The following is a 20,625-nucleotide window of genomic DNA, read 5'->3' on the forward strand; positions in this document are numbered from 1 at the left end:
TCCCGTTCCCCGGCGACGGGATCAGCGCGGGCCGCGACGGCGGGACGAGCGCGGGCGGCGGCGGGATCAGCGCAGGTGCCGGCGGCGCCCGCGGGTCAGCACCCGGACGGTCCCGACGAGGCCGAGGCCGATCAGCACCACCGGGGCCAGCACGGTCCCGGACAGGATCCGCTCGTCCGACAGCCCCTCGGCGAGGAACAGCCCCGCCAGGGCGAGGAAGAACACCCCCGTCACCGGCCCCGCCGGGTCGAACCGGTACCGCTTCACCGCGCTCCCCGCGCTCTCTCGCCGCTCAGCCACGGTTCACGTCCACGTCTCCGACCTTCCCGCGTATGCGCAGCTCGATCAGCGGCGGGTTGCCGCCCGGCGTCTCCGGTTCGAGGACCTGCGTGACCTTGGCGTTGGGCCCGCTCGTCGTCCGGTTCTGGACGCGCAGGTCGCCGAGCGCGATCCGCGCGTCCACGGTGACCCGGGCGCCGGGCGGCAGCGTGACCGCCAGCCCGCCGAGGAGCACCTCCGCGTCGATGGTGACGCGCTGGCCGGGGGCGATCGGCAGCGCCGTGAGGTCGAGGTCGCCCTGGCCGACGCCGACCTTGTAGACCTGGTTCGTCTGCGACATGTCGGTGGGACGCCAGTCGACGGCCCCGTACTCGGCGTTGCGCGGCATGTCCCCCGCCACGGTCGTGGTCAGCATGCTCAGGGTCAGCAGGGTGCCCGCCGTGGCGAGGCCCCGCGTCCGGAACCAGCCGCCGACGACGAGGCCGAGCCCGACGACCGCGAGCGCGGGCGCCATGACGATCAGCCACGAGTCGGGCGCCGGGTACCCGTTCGCGACGGGGATCAGCGCCGCGCCCGCGGCCATCGCGGCCAGCAGCGTGATCGCCGTCGCCGGCGACCGGTCGCGCTTCCCGCACGCCTCCCGGCCGGCCTTCGCCGCGGGGACGTCCTCGGTGTGCGCGCCGGCGCGCGTGGCGGAGTACTCGGCGAGGTCGATCATTCCGGCGGGCAGCCCGCCGCCCGCCCGCGGCCCCTCGGGGACGTCCTTGTCGAGCGACACGCCGCCCGCCGCCGGCCGCTCCCACGCGGCGGACGGCTCCGGCGGGTGCCCGGCGAGCCGCTCGGGGACCGACCGCGCGGCGGCCACCAGGTCCGCGCCCCGCGAGTGCGCCACCACCAGCACCAGCCCGAACACCACCATCACGGCGATCGTGTCGGTGTAGGCCCCGCCGAGCAGGCTGAGCGCGACGCCGACGCACAGCAGCGCGCCGAGGATCGACAGGACGGCCTGCGCGTCGAACCACCGCTTGAACAGCTGCTCCGCGAGCGACGACTCGCCGGGGCTCCCGGGCATCAGCAGCGCCGCCGCGATGTAGAGGAGGACCCCCTGCCCGTGCGCCAGCACGAGGATCGCGAAGCCCACCCGGAAGACGACCGGGTCGATGCCGGTGTAGCGGCCGAGCCCCGTGCACACGCCGGCGAGGAGCCGCCGGTCGGCGTCCCGCGCCAGCCGCGAATAGCCCGGCCCCGTCCGCTCCCGCGTCGCCTGCTCGGCGTCCATCCCTGCCATGCCCATGCCCATATGGTGGCCTGCGGCCCGCCGCGCGGGGTATCGGGGACGTCCCTGACCCGACCCTGAACCGGGACCGGGGTAGGTCCCTGATGCGGTCCGGGCCCGGGGCGTGTGACGATCGGTGACGTGGGAGTTCCGAGGGAAGGGCGGCGGTGAGCCGGGAGGCGGCGGGCACGGAGAAGGCGGGCACCGAGGCGGCGGGACGCCCGGACGCGGCGCCGGTGCCGTCGCCGCCGCTGGAGCGCGCCGCCGAGGGCAGGCTGCTGGCCGGGGTGTGCCGCGGCCTCGCCGGGCATCTGGGCGTGGACGTGGTGCTCGTCCGGGCCGCGTTCGTGCTGCTGACGGTGGCGAGCGGGCTCGGCGTCGCCGCGTACGCCGCGTTCTGGATCCTGGTGCCCGTCGCCGAGAAGGCGCCGCGGGACGGTGCGACGGCCACCGGGACGGGTGCGGTGCCGGGCGGTCGCCGGCGCGGCCGCGACTGGGGCCAGCTGCTCGCCTACACGGCCGTCACGCTGGGGCTCGCGGCGCTGCCGTGGGGCGCGGCGGGGGTCGTCCAGTGGGCGCTGTGGCCGTTCGTCGTCGGCGGGGTCGGCGCCGCGATCCTGTGGCAGCAGGCCGACCGCGACCAGCGGCAGCGGTGGACGCTGCCGCTCCGCCAGCGGTGGCTGCGCAGCCTGCTCGGGCTGCTGCTGGTCGTCGGCGGCATCGGCGGCGTCGTCGTGCAGAACGTGGAGGCCGCGCAGGCGCGGTCCGTGATCGTCGCCATGCTGATCATCCTGACCGGGGTCGCGGTGATCGTGACGCCGTGGGTGGTGCGGCTCTGGCAGGACCTCGACGCCGAGCGGCACGAGCGCATCCGCTCCCAGGAGCGCGCCGAACTGGCCGCGCACATCCACGACTCGGTGCTGCACACGCTGACGCTGATCCAGCGGAACGCACACGACACGCGGGAGGTGCAGCGGCTCGCCCGGTCCCAGGAGCGGACGCTGCGGACGTGGCTCTACCAGCCGCGCGCCGACCCCGACCTGACGTTCGCCGCTGCGATCAGGGAGGCCGCCGGGGAGGTCGAGGACGACCACGGCGTGCCCATCGAGATCGTCTGCGTGGGCGACACGGCGCTGGACGAGCGGCTCGGCGCGGCGCTGCAGGCCGCGCGGGAGGCGATGGTGAACGCCGCCAAGTACGCGGAGGCGCCGTCGGTGTCGGTGTACGCGGAGGTCTCGGGCGAGGAGATCGCCATCTTCGTCCGCGACCGGGGCAAGGGATTCGACTTCGACGCGGTCCCGGCGGACCGGATGGGCGTCCGAGGGTCCATCATCGGACGTATGGAGCGCAACGGCGGGAAGGCGACCGTCCGCACCGCTCCCGGCGAGGGCACCGAGGTTCGGCTGGAGATCAAGAAATCGTGAGCGGAGCGATCCGGGGGGGCGTGGGGGGTCGTCCCCCCTCGAAGGAGCAGGGCATGAGTGACGCGTTGAAGCGGGTCGTGCTGGTGGACGACCACCAGATGTTCCGGACCGGCGTGAAGGCGGAGCTGGGCGGCGGCGTCGAGATCGTCGGGGAGGCGGGCGACGTCGACGAGGCGGTGGCGGTGATCCGCGAGGCGCGGCCGGACGTGGTGCTGCTGGACGTGCACCTGCCGGGCGGCGGCGGGATCGAGGTGCTGCGCCGGCTGCACGGCGCCGTCCCGTCCAAGTTCCTCGCGCTGTCGGTGTCGGACGCGGCGGAGGACGTGATCGGGGTCGTGCGCGGCGGGGCGCGCGGCTACGTCACCAAGACGATCTCGGGGCCGGAGCTGACGGACGCGATCGGCCGGGTCGCGGAGGGCGACGCCGTGTTCTCGCCGCGGCTCGCCGGGTTCGTGCTCGACGCGTTCGCCGCGTCCGACGTCCCCGCCGTGGACCCCGAGCTCGACCAGATCACCCAGCGGGAGCGGGACGTCCTGCGGCTGATCGCGCGCGGCTACGCCTACAAGGAGATCGCCAAGGAGCTGTTCATCTCGGTGAAGACGGTCGAGACGCACGTGAGCAGCGTGCTGCGGAAGCTGCAGCTGTCGAACCGGCACGAGCTGTCGCGCTGGGCCGCGGCCCGCCGCCTGGTCTGACCACCGCCTGGTCTGACCACCGCCTGGTCTGATCGCCGCCCGGTCTGACCAGCGCCCGGTCCGGCCGCCCACGCGGCGATCATTACGCCGCAAACGTATATCGGTGCCCGATACAGTCACTGGTCATGACATATCCTCCCCCCGGATCCGGGTACCCGGGTCCGCAGCCCCCTTACCAGCCGCCGCCGGCGCCGCCCGGCCCGCCCGGCCCGCCCGGGTACGGCTCCCCGTACCGCAACGACTCGACCAACGGGCTCGCGGTCGCGGCCTTCATCACCGGGCTGCTCGGCTGCCTCGGCGTCCTCGGGATCATCCTCGGGGCGATCTCGCTGAGCCAGATCGGCCGGAACGGCGGGCGCGGCCGCGGGTTCGCGATCGCCGGCATCGTCCTGTCCTCCTTCTGGATCCTCGGCGCGGTCGTGGTCGGCGTCGTGGCCGCCGCCAGCGACTCCTCGTCCGACGGCGACAGCGCGCTGCCGCGGCCGTCGCAGAGCAAGACCCAGACGGTGGACGCGCAGAAGATGAAGGTCGGCGACTGCATCAACGACGCCGCGACCGCGGCCAACCCGTCCGACACCGAGCCGGTGGAGGTCGAGAGCGTGAAGATCGTGCCGTGCACCGGGCCGCATGACGGCGAGGTCGCGGCGGTCTTCCGGCTGACGGGCTCCCTCATGCCGCCGGAGTCCGAGCTGCAGCAGCAGGCGTCGGACGGCTGCAAGCTCCGCACCCGCGCGCGCATCAACCGCGACCCGGCGGCGAGCCGCCTCGCGAACTCCTTCTACTACCCCACGGACGAGTCGTGGCGGCAGGGCGACCGCACCGTCACCTGCGTGATCGTCGCGGCGAACGACGGCACGAAGCTCACCCGGCCGGTGCGCCCCTGAGGTGACCGGCGTCCGCCGGGCGGCCGGCCCGCCGCCCGGGCCCGCGGGACCCCGTGACCGTTCCGGGAGCCCCGCGACCCCGCCGGCTCACGGATGCGAGTCGCGCATGGTGCTCACGACCATCTCGGCCATGTGCTCGACCGTGTCCACGCCCTTCTCCATCGTCGGGCTGTCCCCGCTGCACACCGCGATCAGGAAGTCGTGGTCGCGTCCGGTGATGCGGCCGATGCTGTTGACCGCCCATCCGTGCCCCTGGAAGCGGACCGGCGTCCAGCCGTTCTTCAGCGCCACCTTCTCGCCCGGACGGGCCGCCGCGCTGACGCCCCACGCCTGCTCCTTCACCACCGTGCCCATCAGGCCCAGGATGTACTGGCGGTTCGCCGCCTTGATGGGGCTCTTGTCCGATGCCAGGTTCCGCAGCAGGCGCACCTGGTCGGCCGGTGTCGTCAGGGACGAGCCCCACGACCCGGCGAACGGCGTGGTGTTCCTCAGGCCGAGGCTCCGGTTCGCCTTCCTGACGCCGCCGTTGCCGCCGGCCGCGGAGTAGAGCGCGTCGGCCGCCGAGTTGTCGCTCTCGCGGATCATCTGCCCGGCGAGGTCCCGCTGCCCCGCCGTCAGCGCGTCCCGCCCGCGCTGCTGCCGCAGGACGAGGCTGGACAGGATGTCGACCTTCATGACGCTCGCGGTGACGAACCGCCCGTTCTCGTTCTCCCCGAAGGACAGGCCCGTGCGCAGGTCGGTGGCCATGATCCCCGCCTTGCCCGGACGGGTGCCGAGGTAGGCGCGGACGGCCTGGGTCAGCGCCGTCCGGTCGAACGGGCGGGTCCGGGCCTCGTTCGCCACGGCCGCCTCCCGCCCGGCCTTGATCGGTCCGGTGGCGCCGACGGTCGCACCGCTCTTGCGCTGCGGTGCGTCGGCGACGAGCCAGTGGGCGGTGAGTCCCGCTCCGGTGGCGCCCGCGGCCAGGGCGAGCACGATGATATGACGTCGCATCGATCCCCCCGAATTCGTGCGACAGGTGATGTTCCGGAGAGCGCTAGAGGACGCCGGGCAGCCGTGCCGGGCAGCCGGGCTCGCAGCGCTCGGCGTGCCAGGCGACGCGGCGCGCGTACGACCCGAACCGGCGGCGCAGGGCGGCCCGCGTGACGCGGCCGGTCCCCGGGAACCCCTCGACCTCGCCGCGCCAGCGGATCAGCGTCCCGCCGGAGTGCGGCTCCAGCGTCACGTCGACCAGGACGCGGCGCCGGGGCGGGCCGGTGCGGGCGATGTAGCCGTAGTGCCGCGGCGGGTCCCAGGCCACGACCTCCTCGCGCCAGGGCGGGACGGTCCGGACGGCCCCGATGCCGTTCGGGTGCTCGGTCCCGTCGGCCTCGCGCCGCGCGCGGATCCAGAAGCCGCCCCACTCGCCCCACGCCTCGGCGAGGCACAGGTGCTTGAAGATCACTTCCGGTTCGGCGCGGGATCTGGCGGTGGCCTCGATCTCATGCGGCATGACAACCCCCCGTGTTCTGTCACGTGGGGTGCATGCCCGATCTGCGACCAATTACGGCATGTAAGGGGGCGGATTTATAGCGTGACCGAAATTTGGGAGTGCGTTCAGGCGGTGTCGACGACCTGGAAGGACTCGGCGAGGCGGCCCTCCGGCAGGCCCGCCGCCGCCGCGTTGGCGCCCAGCCAGCCGCGCAGCATCTCCGGCAGCCCGTCGCCCATGTGCCCGGTCTGGCTCACGTGCGCGCGCAGCGCGTTCACCTTGCGCTCGAAGCGGTCGGTGATGTCGACGTAGTGGTTCACGACGGGACCGCCGCTGATCCACACCTCCCGCGCCGTCCACGCCTCCAGGCCCTCGTCGGCGAGCAGCTCCGGGAACGCGTACGGGTTGCGGGCGTCGGGGTAGACGGCGTCGAGCGCGGCCGAGCCGACCGCCCGGTGGTCGGGGTGGCTCGGGTAGATCCGCTCGTAGTTGCGCTCCGGGCTCGGCATCAGCACCAGGTCCGGCCGCACCTGCCGGATCACCCGGGCGATGTCGCGGCGCAGGTCCAGGGTCGCCTCGACGCGGCCGTCCGGGTAGCCGAGGAACCGGACGTCGGCCACCCCGACGCACTTGGCCGCCGCGCGCTGCTCCTCCCGGCGCAGCGTCGCCATCTCCGCGCGGGAGACCTTGTCGTCAAAGCCGCCCGCGTCGCCGTCGGTCACCATGAGGTAGACGACCTCGATGCCCTGGTCGGTCCAGCCCGCCACGGTCCCGGCCGCGCCGAAGTCGACGTCGTCGGGGTGCGCCATCACGGCGAGGACCCGCCGCACTCCGCCGTCCTCCGGCCCCGGCCCGCCGCCGTCCAGCGGACGCGCTCCGCTCGGCCCCTCGTCGTCCAGAACGTTGGTCACGGTTTCAACAATAAGGTCCGCGAACGTTCCGGGCACCTCCGGAAGATCAGGTATTCGCGCGCCGCGGGGTCGGAGCGCGGTCGGGACGCGCTCAGAACGAGGTCAGCGCCGCGAGAAGCCGGTCCTGGAACGCCGCCACGTCGCTGCCGACGGCGACCTTGACCGGGCGGCGGGTGTCCTCGGCGGGCAGCGACCGCGCGTCCCACACGGTCGTGCCGCGCGTCAGCTCGCCCCGCAGCTCCACCCGGACGGGCCGGTGGGCGTACTCGCCGAGACCCGGGTCCACGGCCAGCATCGCGGCGAGCGCGTCGTGGATGACCGCGCCCCGGCGCTTCAGCGTCGGCGTGTAGGCGACCTCGTAGAACTTCAGGATCCGGGCGGCGAAGCGGGCGACCTCGCCGTCGTGCGCGGCGAGCCGGTCGAGCCAGTCGTCGTGGACGGCGGTCGGGTGGGTGGCGTCCAGCGGCACCAGCACGACCGGCCAGTCCGCCGCGAACACCAGGTCGGCGGCCTCCGGGTCGTGCCAGATGTTCGCCTCGGCGTGCGTCGTGATGTTGCCCGGGTGGTCGAACGCGCCGCCCATGACGACGACCTCGCGGATCAGCGACGGGAGTTCGCCGTCCAGCAGCAGCGCCGCGCCCAGGTTCGTCAGCGGGCCGGTCGCGAGCAGTGTCAGCTCGCCGGGCCGCTCGCGCGCCAGCCGGACGATCTGCGCCGGGGCGGGCTCGGCGACCGGCCGTCCCGCCGGGTCGGGCAGGTGCGTGTCGCCGAGGCCGTCCGTCCCGTGCCAGTCCAGGGCGTAGTGGACGTCCTGCGCCATCGGCCGGTCCGCGCCGACCGCGACCGGGACGCCCCCGGTGATCCCGGCCGCCTCCAGCACGCGCAGCGTGTTCAGCGCGCCGGTCAGCGGGTCGATGTTGCCGTGCACCGTGCCGACCGCCGCCAGTTCCGCCTCGCCCGCCCGGACCAGCGAGGCCAGGTAGAGCAGCGTCATCGCGTCGTCGATGCCGGTGTCGCAGTCGTAGAGGAACGCGGGTCCGTTGGTCACGACCGAAAACCTATACGGGCGCGGGCGGTGAAGATCGCGGACCGTCCGCGATTGGGTCTGGGACGCGGCGCCGCACCGGGGTAGAGCAAGAGACATGCGCAAACTCATCAACGCCCCGGCGGACGTGGTCTCCGACGCGCTGCGCGGCCTGGCCGCCGCGCACCCCTCGCTGAACGTCGACCCGGCGAACGGCACCGTCGTGCGGGCGGACGCGCCCCGCGCCGGGAAGGTCGCCCTGGTGTCGGGCGGGGGATCCGGTCACGAGCCGCTGCACGCCGGGTTCGTCGGCCACGGCATGCTGGACGCGGCCTGCTGCGGCGAAGTGTTCACCTCGCCCGTCCCCGACCAGATCATCGCGGCGACGATGGCGGTGAACGGCGGCGCCGGAGTGGTGCACCTGGTGAAGAACTACACCGGTGACGTCATGAACTTCCAGCTGGCCGCCGAACTCGCCGAGGACGAGGACATCGAGGTCACCTCGGTCATCGTGAACGACGACGTCGCCGTCGAGGACAGCACGTTCACCGCCGGGCGGCGCGGCACCGGCGCGACCCTGTTCGTCGAGAAGATCGCCGGCGCGCTCGCCGAGGAGGGCGCGGCGCTGGACGCGGTCGCGGCGGTGGCGCGGGAGGTCAACGAGCGCAGCCGGTCGTTCGGCGTCGCGATCTCGCCGTGCACGGTGCCCGCCGCCGGGACCCCCACGTTCGAGCTCGGCGAGGGCGAGATGGAGCTCGGCATCGGCATCCACGGCGAGCCTGGCCGGGAGCGTGTCGCGCTCGGCACGGCGGCGGAGATCGTGGCCGCGTCGCTCAGCGCGATCGACGCGGACATGGCGCTGTCCGGGGCCGAGGTGCTGGTGCTGGTGAACGGGATGGGCGGCACCCCGCTGATCGAGCAGTACATCGCCTACGCGGCGGCGGCCGAATGGCTGGAGGGGCACGGCGCGACCGTCGTCCGCACCCTGGTCGGCCCGTACGTGACGAGCCTGGAGATGGCCGGCTGCATGATCAGCGTCTGCCGGATGACGCCCGACCTGACCCGCCTCTGGGACGCGCCCGTCGAGACCCCCGGGCTCCGGTGGGGCCGATGAACACGGGCTCGATGAACCCCGGCTCGATGAGCGCCGACGACTTCGCCTCCTGGATCCGGCAGGCCGCCGAACTGGTCACCGCCGACGCCGAGCGGCTCACCCGGCTGGACGCGGCCATCGGCGACGGCGACCACGGCCACAACCTCGACCGGGGCTTCCGCGCCGCCGTCGAGGCCCTCCCGGACGGCGTCCCGCCCGGCAAGGTGCTGATCGCGGCCGGGCGCGCCATCGTGTCCAAGACCGGCGGCGCGTCCGGCCCCCTCTACGGGACGGCGCTGCGCCGCGCGGGCAAGGCCCTCGGCGACGCCGCCGACGTGGACGCCGCCGCGCTCGGCGCCGCGCTGCGGGCCGCGCTGGACGGCGTCCGCGACCTCGGGAAGGCCGCCGACGGCGACAAGACGATGGTCGACGCGCTCGCCCCGGCCGTCGCGGCCTACGAGGCGGCGCTGGCGGACGGCTCCGGCCTCGCCGGGTGCGTGCGCACCGCCGCCGAGGCCGCCGCCAAGGGCGCGGACGACACCGTCCCGATGCAGGCGCGCAAGGGCCGCGCGAGCTACCTCGGAGCGCGCAGCGTCGGGCACCTGGACCCGGGCGCCGCGTCCACCGCGCTCCTGTTCGGGGCGCTCGCCGACGTGACGGGGGAGGGCTGATGGTCGGCATCGTGATCATCTCGCACAGCCGGACGCTGGCCGAGGGCGCCGCCGAGGTCGCCCGCGCGATGGGCGTCGGCAAGGCCGTCGTCGAGCCCGCCGGCGGCGACTCCGAGGGCCGCCTCGGCACCAGCATCGACCTGGTCGAGCAGGCCGTCGCCGCCGCCGGCGACGGCGACGGCGTGGTGCTGCTCGCCGACCTCGGCAGTTCCGTCCTCACCGCCAAGATGCTCATCGAGGACGCCGACGGCGACGACGTCCTGCTCGCGGACGCTCCCCTGGTGGAGGGCGCGGTCGCCGCCGCGTCCATGGCGGCGACGGGCGCCGACCTCGCCACCGTCCACGCGGCCGCCGAGTCGGCCCGCGACCACCGCAAGACGTCCTGACCTCCGGCCGTGGCGGGCCCGTGCGCGGCCCGCCACGGCCGCGGTCACGTCGCGTCGGGCCTTGCAGCGTGTCGGGCCCTTGCAGCAGGGCGCCGAAATCGTCCGCGCCGCGCCGTAGACTCGCACGTGATGTCGAAGACCGAAGCTCACCCCTTGCTCGATGGCCTCAACCCGCAGCAGCGCGCCGCCGTCGTGCACTCCGGCGGCCCCCTGCTGATCGTCGCGGGCGCCGGCTCGGGCAAGACCCGGGTGCTCACCCACCGCATCGCGCACCTGCTCGGCGAGCGGGACGTGCACCCCGGCCAGATCCTCGCGATCACCTTCACCAACAAGGCCGCCGCCGAGATGAAGGAGCGCGTCGACGCCCTCGTCGGGCCGCGCTCGCGCGCCATGTGGGTGATGACGTTCCACTCCGCCTGCGTGCGGATCCTGCGCCGCGAGGCCAAGCGGCTGGGCTTCCCCACGAGCTTCTCGATCTACGACCAGGCCGACGCGAACCGGCTGATGGCGCTGGTCTGCCGCGAGCTCGACCTCGATCCGAAGCGGTATCCGCCGAAGTCGTTCAGCGCCCAGGTGTCCAACCTGAAGAACGAGCTGATCGACTACGAGACGTTCAAGGACCGCGCCTCGACCCACATGGAGCAGACGCTCGCCGAGGCGTACGAGATGTACCAGGCGCGGCTCCAGCAGGCCGGCGCCATGGACTTCGACGACCTGATCATGATGACGGTCAACCTGCTGCAGGTGTTCCCGGAGGCCGCCGAGCACTACCGGCGCCGGTTCCGGCACGTCCTCGTCGACGAGTACCAGGACACCAACCACGCGCAGTACGAACTCGTCCGCGAGCTGACCGCCCCCGTGGAGGGGGTCGGCGCGGCGGAGCTGTGCGTCGTCGGCGACGCCGACCAGTCGATCTACGCGTTCCGCGGCGCGACGATCCGCAACATCCTGGAGTTCGAGCGCGACTACCCGGACGCCACGACGATCCTGCTGGAGCAGAACTACCGCTCCACGCAGACGATCCTGTCCGCGGCCAACGCGGTGATCGAGCGCAACGCCGACCGCAAGCCGAAGAAGCTGTGGTCCGACCAGGGCGAGGGCCACAAGATCACCGGCTATGTGGCCGACAACGAGCACGACGAGGCCGCGTTCGTCGCCCACGAGGTCGACCGGCTCACCGACGAGGGCGACGCCCGCCCCGGCGACGTCGCCGTGTTCTACCGCACCAACGCCCAGTCGCGCGTCTTCGAAGAGGTGTTCATCCGGGTCGGCCTGCCCTACAAGGTCGTCGGCGGCGTCCGGTTCTACGAGCGCAAGGAGATCCGCGACGCCCTCGCCTACCTGCGCTGCCTCGCCAACCCCGAGGACACCGTCTCGTTGCGGCGCATCCTGAACGTCCCGAAGCGCGGCATCGGCGACCGCGCCGAAGCGTGCGTCGAGGCGTACGCGTCCCGCGAGCGCATCTCGTTCTGGCAGGCGCTCCGCGTGCCCGAGGACGTCCCCGGCATGGCGACCCGCTCGATCAACGCCGTCCGCGAGTTCGTCACCCTGCTGGACGAGCTGCGCGCCGCCGCCGAGTCGCTCACCCCCGCCGACCTGATCGCCGAGGTGCTCAAGGCCAGCGGCTACCTGGAGGAGCTCCAGAACTCCAAGGACCCGCAGGACGAGACCCGCGTCGAGAACCTCCAGGAGCTGGAGGCCGTCGCCCGCGAGTTCGAGGAGCGCCTCGACGGCGAGTCCGCCGAGGGCCGCCTCCCCGAGTTCCTGGAGCAGGTCGCGCTGGTCGCCGACGCCGACTCCATTCCGGGCGGCGCCAAGGGCGGCCCCGTCCCGCCGGGCGAGCAGCCCGAGGAGAGCGAGCACGGCGTCGTCACCCTGATGACCCTGCACACCGCGAAGGGCCTCGAATTCCCGGTCGTGTTCCTCACCGGCATGGAGGACGGCGTCTTCCCGCACCTGCGCGCCATGAGCAACCCGAAGGAGCTCGAAGAGGAGCGCCGCCTCGCCTACGTGGGCATCACCCGCGCCCGGCAGCGCCTCTACGTCTCCCGTGCCGCGATGCGCAGCTCGTGGGGCGCGCCGCAGGTGAACCCGCCGTCCCGGTTCCTCGGCGAGGTCCCGAAGAGCCTCGTCGAGTGGGAGCGCGAGGCGTCGTCGACGTCCAGCCCGGCGATGTCGCGCATGGCGGCGCGGCCCGGCACCCGCTCACCGGGGAACCGCCCCGTCCCGTCCCTCGCCCCGGGCGACAAGGTCACCCACGACGCGTTCGGGCTCGGCACCGTCGTCTCGGTCTACGACCGCGGCGAGAAGGCCAGCATCGACTTCGGCGGCGAGTACGGGGTCCGCACCCTCGTCCTGCGCTTCGCCACCATCGAGAAGCTCTGACCCGCCCGGCCCCGGTCAGGCGGGGCGGCGGCGCAGGAGGTTCATCGGGAGGGTGTGCAGGACGACCTGGTCGTCCTGGTTGAGGAGTTCGGCCCGGGTGCGGACGATGCCGCGGTCGGGCTTGGAGCGGGACGGGCGCGCCTCCAGGACGGCGACGCGCAGCCGGAGGCGGTCGCCGGGGCGGACGGGCGCCGGCCAGCGCAGCTCGTCCACGCCGGGGGAGGCGAGGCTCGCGACGCGGGACAGGAAGTGGTCGGCGAACAGCCGCATCATGATCGAGCCGGTGTGCCAGCCGCTCGCGATGATGCCGGCGAACGGGCCGGTCGCGGCGAACTCCGGGTCGACGTGGATCGGCTGCGGGTCGAACCGGCGGGCGAACTCGATGATCTCGGCCTCGTCCGGCGTGACGTGGCCGTACTCGTAGACCGAGCCCTCCTTGTAGTCCTCGAAGTAGCGGTCGTCGATCGGGGTGGGGAAGTCGGCGCCGAGGGCCCGCGTGCTGATCGTCATGGCCCCAGCATCGCGCGTTCTCACTCCGCGGGGGAGCCCGGGGCGAGGGAGGCCAGGAACCCGTCGAGCATGGCGATCTGCCGGTCGGGCGGGAAGGCCGCGGGGTCGAAGAGGGCGTGGACGACGAGCCCGTGCGCGAAGGCGGCGGCGGACGCGACGACCTCGTCCACGTCGCGGGAGCCGGGCAGCTCGCCGCGGGCGACCGCCGCCGCCACGTGCGGGCGCAGGCGGTCGCGCCAGCCGCCGTAGCGGTCCCGCTGGCGGGCGGCGAGGTCGCGGTCGGCGAGCGAGACGTCCCAGGAGCTGACCCACACGCGGTTCATGGCCGTCGCGGCGGGGGTGAGGGACAGGACGTCGAGGAGGGCGGCGCGCAGGCCGGGCAGGCCCGGCCGCGCGGTGCGGAGCGGACGGTTGGCGGTGCGCTCGTCGGCGACGTCGAGGGCGTGCTCGACGAGGGCCCGCTTGTTCGGGAAGTAGTGGGTGAGCAGGCCGGTGGAGGCGCCCATCTCGGCCGCGACGGCGCGCAGGGTCAGGCCGCCGAAGCCGTGCTCGGCGAGGACGCGCCAGACGGCCTCGGACACGTCCCGGCGGCGGGCGTCGTGATCACCTCGGGCGGGCATTCCCGTAGGATACATAACAAACGTTCGGTACGTACCTCTGGAGGTCCGATGTTCGCTCTCACGCTCGCCGACGGTGCCGAGCTCCGCCCGCTGGAACCGTGGCGGGCGGCGGAGTTCGCCGAGCACGCGCGGGCGGTCCGCGCCGAGATCGACGAGTACATCCCCTGGGCCCGGACGGTCGTGGACGAGGAGACGGCCCGCGCCCTGCTCCAGTCGTACGCGGAGAAGCAGGCCGCCGACCGGGGGCGCATCTACGGCATCTGGGTCGACGGCGTCCTCCAGGGCGGGACCGTCTTCCGGACGTTCGACGCGAGTCAGGGCACCTGCGAGGCGGGCGTCTGGCTCGCGGCGGGGGCGCGCGGGCGGGGGCTCATCACGACGGCCGTCCGCCACATGATCGACTGGGCGTTCGGCGTGCGGGGGCTGCACCGGGTCGAGTGGCTCTGCGATCCGCGCAACACGGCCAGCGCGGCGGTCGCGAAGCGGCTCGGCATGACCTGCGAGGGCGTGCTGCGGCAGGGGTTCACGCTGGGCGGCGAGCGCCGGGACGTCCAGGTCTGGGCCGTCCTCGCCGACGAGTGGACCTCGTGACGCCCCCGGGGACGCCGATAGGGTAACCAGCGATCTCTGATTCACTCCTTACCCCCGGGAGTCCCCTTGCACGCCGAGCAGGTGCTCATGCTGCTGGCCGCCGCCGTCGCGGCCGGCTGGGTCGACGCGGTGGTGGGCGGGGGCGGGCTGATCCAGCTGCCCGCGCTGCTGCTGGCCAACCCGGGGCAGCCGGTCGCGGCGGCGCTCGCCACCAACAAGCTCGGCTCGATCGCGGGCACGGCGTCCGCGGCCGTCGCCTACGCGCGCAAGGCCAAGCCGGACGTGCGCGTCGCCGTCCCGGCGGGGGTGCTCGCGGTGTGCTGCGCGGCGGGCGGGGCGCTGTGCGCGACGGTGATCTCCTCGGACGTCCTCAAGCCGGTCATCATGGTCGTGCTGCTGTCGGTGGCCGCGATCGTGGTGCTGAAGCCCGATCTCGGCCGGGCGCCCCGCCTGGTGCTGCGGACCCGCCGCCGGGTCGCCGCCGCAGTGCTCGTCCCGGGCGTCGCCATCGCCTTCTACGACGGGCTCGTCGGGCCCGGCACCGGGACGTTCCTGGTCGTGGCGTTCACCGCGCTGCTCGGCATGGACTTCGTGGACGCGTCCGCCACCTCGAAGATCATCAACGCCTGCACCAACCTCGGGGCGCTGCTCGTCTTCGCCGCGCAGGGGCACGTGCTGTGGGCGGTCGGACTGGGCATGGCGGTGGCCAACGCGGTCGGCGCGCAGCTCGGCGCGCGCATGGCGATCAGACGCGGCGCGGGGTTCGTCCGGGTCGTCCTGCTCTGCGTGGTCAGCGCGCTCGTCGCGAAGCTCGCCTACGAGCAGTTCGGCTAGGGGACGGGCAGCGGGCGCTCCAGCGCCGCCAGGCTGAGCAGCACCAGGGACGCCGTCCACCCGAGCGGCGCCGGACCGGCGGGCTTGCCGGTCGGGCCGACCTTCTCCGGCAGGACGCCGAGGGACGTGCGGTGCGCCGCCAGCCAGCTCAGCCGGGAGAGCGCCTCCTCCGTGCGGCCCGCCGCGGCGGCGTTCAGCCCGAACAGGGCCGTCTCCGGGGTCCAGGCGACGTCCGGGGTGCCGGACCAGCGCTCGCCCGGTAGCACGCCCCCGTTCGGCAGCGACTGCTTGCGCGCGGCGTCCCCGATCGCGGCGGTGACCTCGGGGTCCTCCGGCGCGAACGGCGGGGCGAGGAACGTCACGGAGGTGTCCATCAGGCCGCCGGGGACGGGCGAGCGCGGGTAGCCGTAGGGCGCGAACTGCCGGGCCACGGCGTCGGCGACCCGCTGCGCCGCGCCCAGCCACTCGGAGGACTTGCCGGGCTCGCCGCGCATCCCCGCGAGGTCGGCGGCGGCCCGCAGCCCCGCCAGCACGGGGCCGACGACGCCGAGCGTGGGGCGGCGCGGGTCCTGCTCGCGGCCGGGGTCGCGCTCCCAGTAGTCGGACGAGGCGGGCGGCAGGCCCTCGGCGTCCAGCGAGCGGGTCAGGTGGTCGGCGGCGCGCCGCACCATCGGCCACAGGTCGGGCAGCTCGTCCGGCGCGCCGGTCTGCACCCGGTAGAACCAGGCCGCCCACAGCACCCAGCCGAGCGAGTCGAGCTGCGGGACGCGGCCGTCGGTGACGGCCGTCCCGTCGGCGTTGTAGCGCGCGGCCCACATGCCGTTGTCGCTCTGCACGCGCGCGAGGAAGCGCAGGACGCGGCGGGCCTCCGACGGGTGCCCGGTGACGGTGAAGGCGGCGACGGTGAACGCGGAGTCGCGCGGCCAGGAGTACCGCCACTTGCTGTACCAGGACGCGAGCGACGCCCCGTTCGGGCGAGTGAGGAGCCGCAGGTCGAGCAGCGCGCGCGCCGACATGTCGCGGTAGGTCTGGCCCTGCCCGCCGGTGGGGACGGTGCCCTGCGCGAGCCAGGCGTTGTCGGACCGGACGGCCCTGCCGACGCGCGGGTCGGACGCGTCCACCGTGATGGGCTTGTCGCCGCCGGACGGGATCAGCCGCACGCGCCCGTCCGCGAGCCGGACGACGGAGCTGTCCGGCAGGTAGGCGGCCCCTTCGGCCTGCTCGGGGGAGAGCGGGACGCCGGTGAACGGCCAGCCGCCCCCGCCGACGAGGCCGGGGCTCGCCCAGCCGGAGCCGGCCGGTTCGGGGGCCGTGGCGCCGCCGGTCGCGATGAGCGCGGCGATGAGCAGCAGCGCGGTGGCGCGGCGGACCTTGCGGGCGCCCGACCGCCGCCGGCCGCGGCCTCCGGTGCCGCGCTGCTCGGGCCCGCGCCGCGCGGGCGGCACGATGGGAGTGCCCGGTGCGGGCCGTGCGTGGACGGAGGCCGTGACGGACGCTGTGAAGGACGCGTCCCGTTCCTCCGCCATCGCCATCCGTTCGCCCCCTTCGCCACAGCCCAGCGCAGCGAAATAAGTACATCAAACTACGTCAATTGGTTCATCCTCCTCACGAGCCACTACGTGCCCACACCTCAGGATGAGACACCTCGGGCCCCGCCGCCCTTGCCGCCGGGGAGAACTATCGGTGACATATGGACCCGGCGGCATCACCATGAAGGCGGGTTGACTAGGCTGCATCGACGGAGCGGACCGCAGAGTGCCGGCCGCACGGAAACCCGTGTAGATCGCCGACTCGTGTGGTCTTTGGCTGTCGATCCGTTAAGGACGCCCTCGTGGACCTGTTCGAACATCAGGCGAAGGAACTCTTCGCCGAGTACGGGGTACCGGTGCCCACCGGCAAGGTCGCCCATACTCCCCAGGAAGCGCGCGCCATCGCGGAGGAGCTGTTCTCCGCGGGCAGCAAGAAGGTCGTGGTCAAGGCCCAGGTGAAGACCGGCGGCCGCGGCAAGGCCGGCGGTGTGAAGCTGGCCGACACGGCCGACGAGGCGGAGACGCTCGCCGGCCGGATCCTCGGCATGGACATCAAGGGCCACACGGTCCACAAGGTCCTGGTCGAGGAGGGCAGCGCGATCGCGCAGGAGTACTACTTCTCCTTCCTGCTCGACCGCGCCAACCGCACCTTCCTGTCCATCTGCTCCGTCGAGGGCGGCGTGGAGATCGAGGAGGTGCCGCACGACCGGCTGGCGATGGTCCCCGTCTCCCCGCTGGACGGCGTCGACCGGGCCCAGGCCCGCGCGATCGCCGAGCAGGGCCGGCTGCCCGAGGAGGCCCTCGACGGCGCCGCCGAGCTGATCGAGCGGCTGTGGGCCGTGTTCACCGACGAGGACGCCTCCCTCGTCGAGGTGAACCCGATGATCCTCACCGCCGACGGCCAGGTGAAGGCCCTCGACGGCAAGGTCACCCTGGACGACAACGCCGGGTTCCGCCAGGACCACGAGAAGTACGAGGACAAGGCCGCCGCCGACCCGCTGGAGGCCGCGGCCAAGGCCAAGGACCTCAACTACGTGAAGCTCGACGGCAGCGTCGGCATCATCGGCAACGGCGCGGGCCTCGTCATGTCCACCCTGGACGTGGTCGCCTACGCCGGCGAGCAGTTCGGCGGCCAGAAGCCCGCCAACTTCCTCGACATCGGCGGCGGCGCGTCCGCCGAGGTGATGGCGAACGGGCTGGAGATCGTGCTGTCCGACGCGGCCGTCAAGTCGGTCTTCGTCAACGTCTTCGGCGGCATCACGGCCTGCGACGCCGTCGCCAACGGCATCGTCTCCGCCTACCAGCTGCTGGCCGACCGCGGCGAGGCCGTCGACCGGCCCCTCGTCGTCCGGCTCGACGGCAACAACGCCGAGCTCGGCCGCAAGATCCTCAGCGACGCGGCGCTGCCCGGCGTCCAGCAGGTCGACACCATGGACGAAGCGGCCAAGCGCGCCGCCGAACTCGCAGCGGCAGGTGCATGAGCATGGCCATCTGGCTCACCGAGAACAGCAAGATCATCGTGCAGGGCATCACCGGCTCCGAGGGCACCAAGCACGGCCGCCGGATGCTCGCGTCCGGCGCCCAGGTCGTCGGCGGCGTGAACGCCCGCAAGGCCGGCCAGACGGTCGACTTCGACGGCACCTCCCTCCCGGTGTTCGGCACCGTCAAGGAGGCCATGGAGCAGACCGGCGCGGACGTGTCGGTCGTGTTCGTGCCGCCGAAGTTCACCAAGGACGCCGTCGTCGAGGCGATCGACGCCGAGATCCCGCTCTGCGTCGTCATCACCGAGGGCATCCCGGTGCACGACACCGCGCACTTCTGGGCCTACGCCGAGAAGAACGGCAACAAGACCCGCATCATCGGGCCGAACTGTCCCGGCATCGCGTCCCCCGGCAAGTCGAACGCCGGCATCATCCCGGCCGACATCACCACGCCCGGCCGCATCGGCCTCGTGTCCAAGTCCGGCACGCTGACGTACCAGATGATGTACGAGCTGCGCGACATCGGCTTCACCACGTGCGTCGGCATCGGCGGCGACCCCGTCATCGGGACCACCCACATCGATGCCCTCCAGGCGTTCCAGGACGACCCGGACACCGACGCCATCGTGATGATCGGTGAGATCGGGGGCGACGCCGAGGAGCGCGCCGCCGCCTACATCGAGCAGCACGTGACCAAGCCGGTCGTCGGCTACGTCGCCGGGTTCACCGCCCCCGAGGGCAAGACCATGGGCCACGCGGGCGCGATCGTGTCCGGCTCCGCCGGCACCGCGCAGGCGAAGAAGGAGGCCCTGGAGAAGGTCGGCGTCCGGGTCGGCAAGACCCCGAGCGAGACGGCCGTCCTCATGCGGGAGATCATGCAGAAGCTCTGACCTCCGCGGGACCACCGAAAGGACGCCCGAGCCGCCCCGGCGGCCCGGGCGTCCTTTCGCGTCCGGCCGGACGGGACGGGCGCCCGGGGCCGATGACAAAGGCGACACGCCGGGCGGGCGGACGGGGCCGGGGCGGGCGTGGTGCCAGCATGGAGCGGTGAGCGACAAGACCCCCGGGCGGCGTCCGCAGCGGCGGCCGGCGACGGACGCGCCGGCGAAGAGCGAGACCGGCCGCGCCGGAGGTGGCGGCGCGCCCCCCGAGGCCGGCCCCGGGCCCGGCCGCGAGGCCGCCCGGGAGCGGACGGCGGCGCAGGCCGCCCGGCCGCTGTACGTGACGGGGCTGGTCGCGGCGCTGTGGTGCGTCGGCATCGGCCTCGCGGTGCTCACCACGATCACCCTCATCGGGTGGATAGCGGCGCCGAAGACCGCGATGGGCAACGGGATGTCCGGGGTGTTCCGGACGGCCGTGAACTTCTGGCTCGTCGCCCACCACGCGGGCTTCTCCTACGGTCAGGGGCGGGTCGGGCTGCTGCCGCTCGGCGTGCTCGTCCTGCCGGGCGTGCTGCTGTACCGGGGCGGCGGGTGGATGATCCGCGTCGCGGGGCTGCGGCGCCGTCCCCGCATCGCGGTCGTGCACGTCGCCGCCGCGCTGGCCGTGCCGTACGCGGTGCTGGCCGCCCTGCTCGCGCTCGCCGCGTCCTCGGACGAGGTGCGGTCGTCGGCCTGGCAGGCGCTGGTCGGCTGCTTCCTCGTCGCCGTCATCGCGGGCGGCCTCGGAGCCGCCCGCGCCGTGGTCGCCGCGCAGGTCGCGGCGGAGGCGCGCGGCCGGCGGGTGAGGTCGGGGCTCGGCGCGCTGCTGCGGCTGCTGCCGGAGCGGCCCCGCTCGCTGGTGATCGGGGTGGCGGGCGCGCTCGGCGTGCTGCTCGCGTCGGGCGCGGTGCTCGTGGGCGCGGCCCTCGCCATGAACATCGCGGCGGCCGACGACCTGTACGGCATGCTCGCCCCCGGCGTCGTCGGCGGCGTCCTGCTGCTGCTGGTCGAGCTGGCCTTCCTGCCGAACGCGGTGATCTGGGGGATGGCGTACGCGGTCGGGCCGGGCTTCTCGGTCGGCGCCGGGACGAGCGTCTCCCCGACCGGGGTCTTCCTGGACGCCGTGCCCGCGTTCCCGCCGCTCGCGGCGCTGCCGCAGCCGGGCCCGGCGCCCGCGCTGTCGCTGCTCGCGCTGGCCGCGCCGTTCGTCGCGGGCGCGGTCGGCGGCACCCTCACGATCAGGTCGCTGCCGAGCCCGGTGGCGGAGGGCGCGCCGCTGTGGGGGTTCGTGTCGGGGGCGCTGACCGGTGCCGTGGCGGCGCTGCTCAGCGCGCTGTCGGGCGGGCCGCTCGGCGGCGGCCGGATGGCGACCGTGGGGCCGTCCGCCTGGCAGGTGGGGCTGCTGGCGGCCCTGGAGGTGGGCATCTCGGCGGCGATCGCCGCGTGGGTGGCGAACTGGATGGTGCTGCGCCGTCCCGCGCGCGCGCCCAAGAAGGCCCCGCGGAAGGCCGCGAAGAAGGCCGCCAAGAAGGCGAAGCAGCCCAAGGCCGGTTCCTCGACGACGTGTTCAACCAGGACAAGGCGGTCGTGTCGAGCGTCCGTCCCGAGGAGATCCCCGTCGACCTCCGCGAGGAACTGCAT

General features: G+C 73.9%; 21 protein-coding genes. 12 read left to right on the forward strand and 9 right to left on the reverse strand.

What is annotated here, in order from left to right; genetic code table 11:
• Positions 1-66: 66 nt before the first annotated feature.
• Both AB0K34_RS24655 and AB0K34_RS24660 read right to left on the reverse strand, forming a co-directional pair.
• A complete protein-coding gene (locus tag AB0K34_RS24655; protein WP_138634546.1) occupies positions 67-300 on the reverse strand; it encodes a hypothetical protein in 234 nt (77 codons plus the stop codon).
• Positions 293-1,573, reverse strand: a complete 1,281-nt coding sequence (locus tag AB0K34_RS24660) for a PspC domain-containing protein (RefSeq protein WP_171068857.1) — start codon at positions 1,571-1,573, stop codon at positions 293-295. The genes AB0K34_RS24655 and AB0K34_RS24660 overlap by 8 nt, the downstream gene beginning before the upstream one ends.
• A 233-nt stretch (positions 1,574-1,806) precedes the next feature.
• Between AB0K34_RS24660 and AB0K34_RS24665 the strand changes: the two genes are divergently transcribed.
• From AB0K34_RS24665 to AB0K34_RS24675, 3 genes are all read left to right on the forward strand, one after another.
• The gene (locus AB0K34_RS24665; RefSeq protein ID WP_364551095.1) at positions 1,807-2,979 is read left to right on the forward strand and encodes a PspC domain-containing protein; all 1,173 of its coding nucleotides are present in this window, start codon (positions 1,807-1,809) and stop codon (positions 2,977-2,979) included.
• 53 nt (positions 2,980-3,032) lie between these two features.
• A complete protein-coding gene (locus AB0K34_RS24670) occupies positions 3,033-3,674 on the forward strand; it encodes a response regulator transcription factor (RefSeq protein ID WP_138634552.1) in 642 nt (213 codons plus the stop codon).
• 125 nt (positions 3,675-3,799) lie between these two features.
• The gene (locus tag AB0K34_RS24675) at positions 3,800-4,558 is read left to right on the forward strand and encodes a DUF4190 domain-containing protein (protein ID WP_301174200.1); all 759 of its coding nucleotides are present in this window, start codon (positions 3,800-3,802) and stop codon (positions 4,556-4,558) included.
• An 87-nt stretch (positions 4,559-4,645) separates the two neighbouring features.
• Here the strand turns inward: AB0K34_RS24675 and AB0K34_RS24680 are convergent, their stop codons facing one another.
• From AB0K34_RS24680 to AB0K34_RS24695, 4 genes are all read right to left on the reverse strand, one after another.
• On the reverse strand, positions 4,646-5,551 hold the full coding sequence (locus AB0K34_RS24680; RefSeq protein WP_138634558.1) for a serine hydrolase: 906 nt from the start codon (positions 5,549-5,551) through the stop codon (positions 4,646-4,648).
• 43 nt (positions 5,552-5,594) lie between these two features.
• Entirely contained in the window at positions 5,595-6,050 is a 456-nt protein-coding gene (locus AB0K34_RS24685) for an SRPBCC family protein (protein WP_138634561.1), read from the reverse strand.
• Between the two features lie 104 nt (positions 6,051-6,154).
• Positions 6,155-6,838, reverse strand: a complete 684-nt coding sequence (locus AB0K34_RS24690; RefSeq protein WP_364551097.1) for a PIG-L deacetylase family protein — start codon at positions 6,836-6,838, stop codon at positions 6,155-6,157.
• Positions 6,839-7,031: 193 nt separating this feature from the next.
• Positions 7,032-7,988 carry a nucleoside hydrolase gene (locus AB0K34_RS24695; protein ID WP_301174201.1) on the reverse strand — a complete coding sequence of 319 codons (957 nt, stop codon included), beginning with the start codon at positions 7,986-7,988 and terminating at the stop codon, positions 7,032-7,034.
• Positions 7,989-8,082: 94 nt separating this feature from the next.
• Here AB0K34_RS24695 and dhaK point away from each other — a divergent pair, with 94 nt between their 5' ends.
• From dhaK to pcrA, 4 genes are all read left to right on the forward strand, one after another.
• Positions 8,083-9,078, forward strand: a complete 996-nt coding sequence (dhaK, locus tag AB0K34_RS24700; RefSeq protein ID WP_364551083.1) for a dihydroxyacetone kinase subunit DhaK — start codon at positions 8,083-8,085, stop codon at positions 9,076-9,078.
• Positions 9,075-9,728, forward strand: a complete 654-nt coding sequence (gene dhaL, locus AB0K34_RS24705) for a dihydroxyacetone kinase subunit DhaL (protein ID WP_364551085.1) — start codon at positions 9,075-9,077, stop codon at positions 9,726-9,728. Before dhaK ends, dhaL begins: the two co-directional genes overlap by 4 nt.
• Positions 9,728-10,114, forward strand: coding sequence for a dihydroxyacetone kinase phosphoryl donor subunit DhaM (gene dhaM, locus AB0K34_RS24710; RefSeq protein ID WP_138634570.1), 387 nt, complete (start codon positions 9,728-9,730; stop codon positions 10,112-10,114). Before dhaL ends, dhaM begins: the two co-directional genes overlap by 1 nt.
• Before the next feature lie 129 nt (positions 10,115-10,243).
• On the forward strand, positions 10,244-12,499 hold the full coding sequence (gene pcrA, locus AB0K34_RS24715) for a DNA helicase PcrA (protein WP_171068858.1): 2,256 nt from the start codon (positions 10,244-10,246) through the stop codon (positions 12,497-12,499).
• 15 nt (positions 12,500-12,514) lie between these two features.
• On the opposite strand, the gene AB0K34_RS24720 is transcribed toward pcrA, so the two are convergent.
• Positions 12,515-13,009, reverse strand: coding sequence for a MaoC family dehydratase (locus AB0K34_RS24720; protein ID WP_138634573.1), 495 nt, complete (start codon positions 13,007-13,009; stop codon positions 12,515-12,517).
• Positions 13,010-13,029: 20 nt separating this feature from the next.
• The gene (locus AB0K34_RS24725) at positions 13,030-13,629 is read right to left on the reverse strand and encodes a TetR/AcrR family transcriptional regulator (RefSeq protein ID WP_364551088.1); all 600 of its coding nucleotides are present in this window, start codon (positions 13,627-13,629) and stop codon (positions 13,030-13,032) included.
• Positions 13,630-13,677: 48 nt separating this feature from the next.
• On the opposite strand from AB0K34_RS24725, the gene AB0K34_RS24730 reads away from it, so the two are divergent.
• The gene (locus AB0K34_RS24730; RefSeq protein ID WP_301174205.1) at positions 13,678-14,220 is read left to right on the forward strand and encodes a GNAT family protein; all 543 of its coding nucleotides are present in this window, start codon (positions 13,678-13,680) and stop codon (positions 14,218-14,220) included.
• Between the two features lie 66 nt (positions 14,221-14,286).
• Complete coding sequence (locus tag AB0K34_RS24735) at positions 14,287-15,054, forward strand: TSUP family transporter (RefSeq protein WP_301174206.1); 768 nt, start codon at positions 14,287-14,289, stop codon at positions 15,052-15,054.
• Here AB0K34_RS24735 and AB0K34_RS24740 read toward each other — a convergent pair.
• A complete protein-coding gene (locus tag AB0K34_RS24740) occupies positions 15,051-16,586 on the reverse strand; it encodes a glycoside hydrolase family 15 protein (protein WP_364551090.1) in 1,536 nt (511 codons plus the stop codon). The genes AB0K34_RS24735 and AB0K34_RS24740 overlap by 4 nt on opposite strands.
• Before the next feature lie 299 nt (positions 16,587-16,885).
• On the opposite strand from AB0K34_RS24740, the gene sucC reads away from it, so the two are divergent.
• The 3 genes from sucC to AB0K34_RS24755 form a co-directional block, all read left to right on the forward strand.
• The gene (gene sucC / locus AB0K34_RS24745; protein ID WP_138634585.1) at positions 16,886-18,064 is read left to right on the forward strand and encodes an ADP-forming succinate--CoA ligase subunit beta; all 1,179 of its coding nucleotides are present in this window, start codon (positions 16,886-16,888) and stop codon (positions 18,062-18,064) included.
• A 2-nt stretch (positions 18,065-18,066) separates the two neighbouring features.
• The gene (gene sucD, locus AB0K34_RS24750; RefSeq protein WP_138634588.1) at positions 18,067-18,954 is read left to right on the forward strand and encodes a succinate--CoA ligase subunit alpha; all 888 of its coding nucleotides are present in this window, start codon (positions 18,067-18,069) and stop codon (positions 18,952-18,954) included.
• A gap of 157 nt (positions 18,955-19,111) precedes the next feature.
• The coding region (locus AB0K34_RS24755) for a DUF6350 family protein (protein WP_364551091.1) at positions 19,112-20,625 on the forward strand (1,514 nt) is incomplete at its 3' end.

Origin of the sequence: Actinomadura sp. NPDC049382, assembly GCF_040677125.1 — a bacterium.
Taxonomy (GTDB): Bacteria; Actinomycetota; Actinomycetes; order Streptosporangiales; family Streptosporangiaceae; genus Spirillospora; species Spirillospora geliboluensis.

What these genes read in the sequence shown, in the direction of transcription:
- AB0K34_RS24690 (WP_364551097.1), bottom strand. Translation starts at nt 6,838, where the DNA reads ATGGCGCACCCCGACGACGTCGACTTCGGCGCGGCCGGGACCGTGGCG.
- pcrA (WP_171068858.1), top strand. Translation starts at nt 10,244, where the DNA reads ATGTCGAAGACCGAAGCTCACCCCTTGCTCGATGGCCTCAACCCGCAG.
- AB0K34_RS24720 (WP_138634573.1), bottom strand. Translation starts at nt 13,009, where the DNA reads ATGACGATCAGCACGCGGGCCCTCGGCGCCGACTTCCCCACCCCGATC.
- AB0K34_RS24740 (WP_364551090.1), bottom strand. Translation starts at nt 16,586, where the DNA reads ATGGCGATGGCGGAGGAACGGGACGCGTCCTTCACAGCGTCCGTCACG.
- AB0K34_RS24685 (WP_138634561.1), bottom strand. Translation starts at nt 6,050, where the DNA reads ATGCCGCATGAGATCGAGGCCACCGCCAGATCCCGCGCCGAACCGGAA.
- dhaK (WP_364551083.1), top strand. Translation starts at nt 8,083, where the DNA reads ATGCGCAAACTCATCAACGCCCCGGCGGACGTGGTCTCCGACGCGCTG.
- sucD (WP_138634588.1), top strand. Translation starts at nt 18,067, where the DNA reads ATGGCCATCTGGCTCACCGAGAACAGCAAGATCATCGTGCAGGGCATC.
- AB0K34_RS24670 (WP_138634552.1), top strand. Translation starts at nt 3,033, where the DNA reads ATGAGTGACGCGTTGAAGCGGGTCGTGCTGGTGGACGACCACCAGATG.
- dhaM (WP_138634570.1), top strand. Translation starts at nt 9,728, where the DNA reads ATGGTCGGCATCGTGATCATCTCGCACAGCCGGACGCTGGCCGAGGGC.
- AB0K34_RS24680 (WP_138634558.1), bottom strand. Translation starts at nt 5,551, where the DNA reads ATGCGACGTCATATCATCGTGCTCGCCCTGGCCGCGGGCGCCACCGGA.
- AB0K34_RS24730 (WP_301174205.1), top strand. Translation starts at nt 13,678, where the DNA reads ATGTTCGCTCTCACGCTCGCCGACGGTGCCGAGCTCCGCCCGCTGGAA.
- AB0K34_RS24675 (WP_301174200.1), top strand. Translation starts at nt 3,800, where the DNA reads ATGACATATCCTCCCCCCGGATCCGGGTACCCGGGTCCGCAGCCCCCT.
- dhaL (WP_364551085.1), top strand. Translation starts at nt 9,075, where the DNA reads ATGAACACGGGCTCGATGAACCCCGGCTCGATGAGCGCCGACGACTTC.
- AB0K34_RS24660 (WP_171068857.1), bottom strand. Translation starts at nt 1,573, where the DNA reads ATGGGCATGGCAGGGATGGACGCCGAGCAGGCGACGCGGGAGCGGACG.
- AB0K34_RS24725 (WP_364551088.1), bottom strand. Translation starts at nt 13,629, where the DNA reads ATGCCCGCCCGAGGTGATCACGACGCCCGCCGCCGGGACGTGTCCGAG.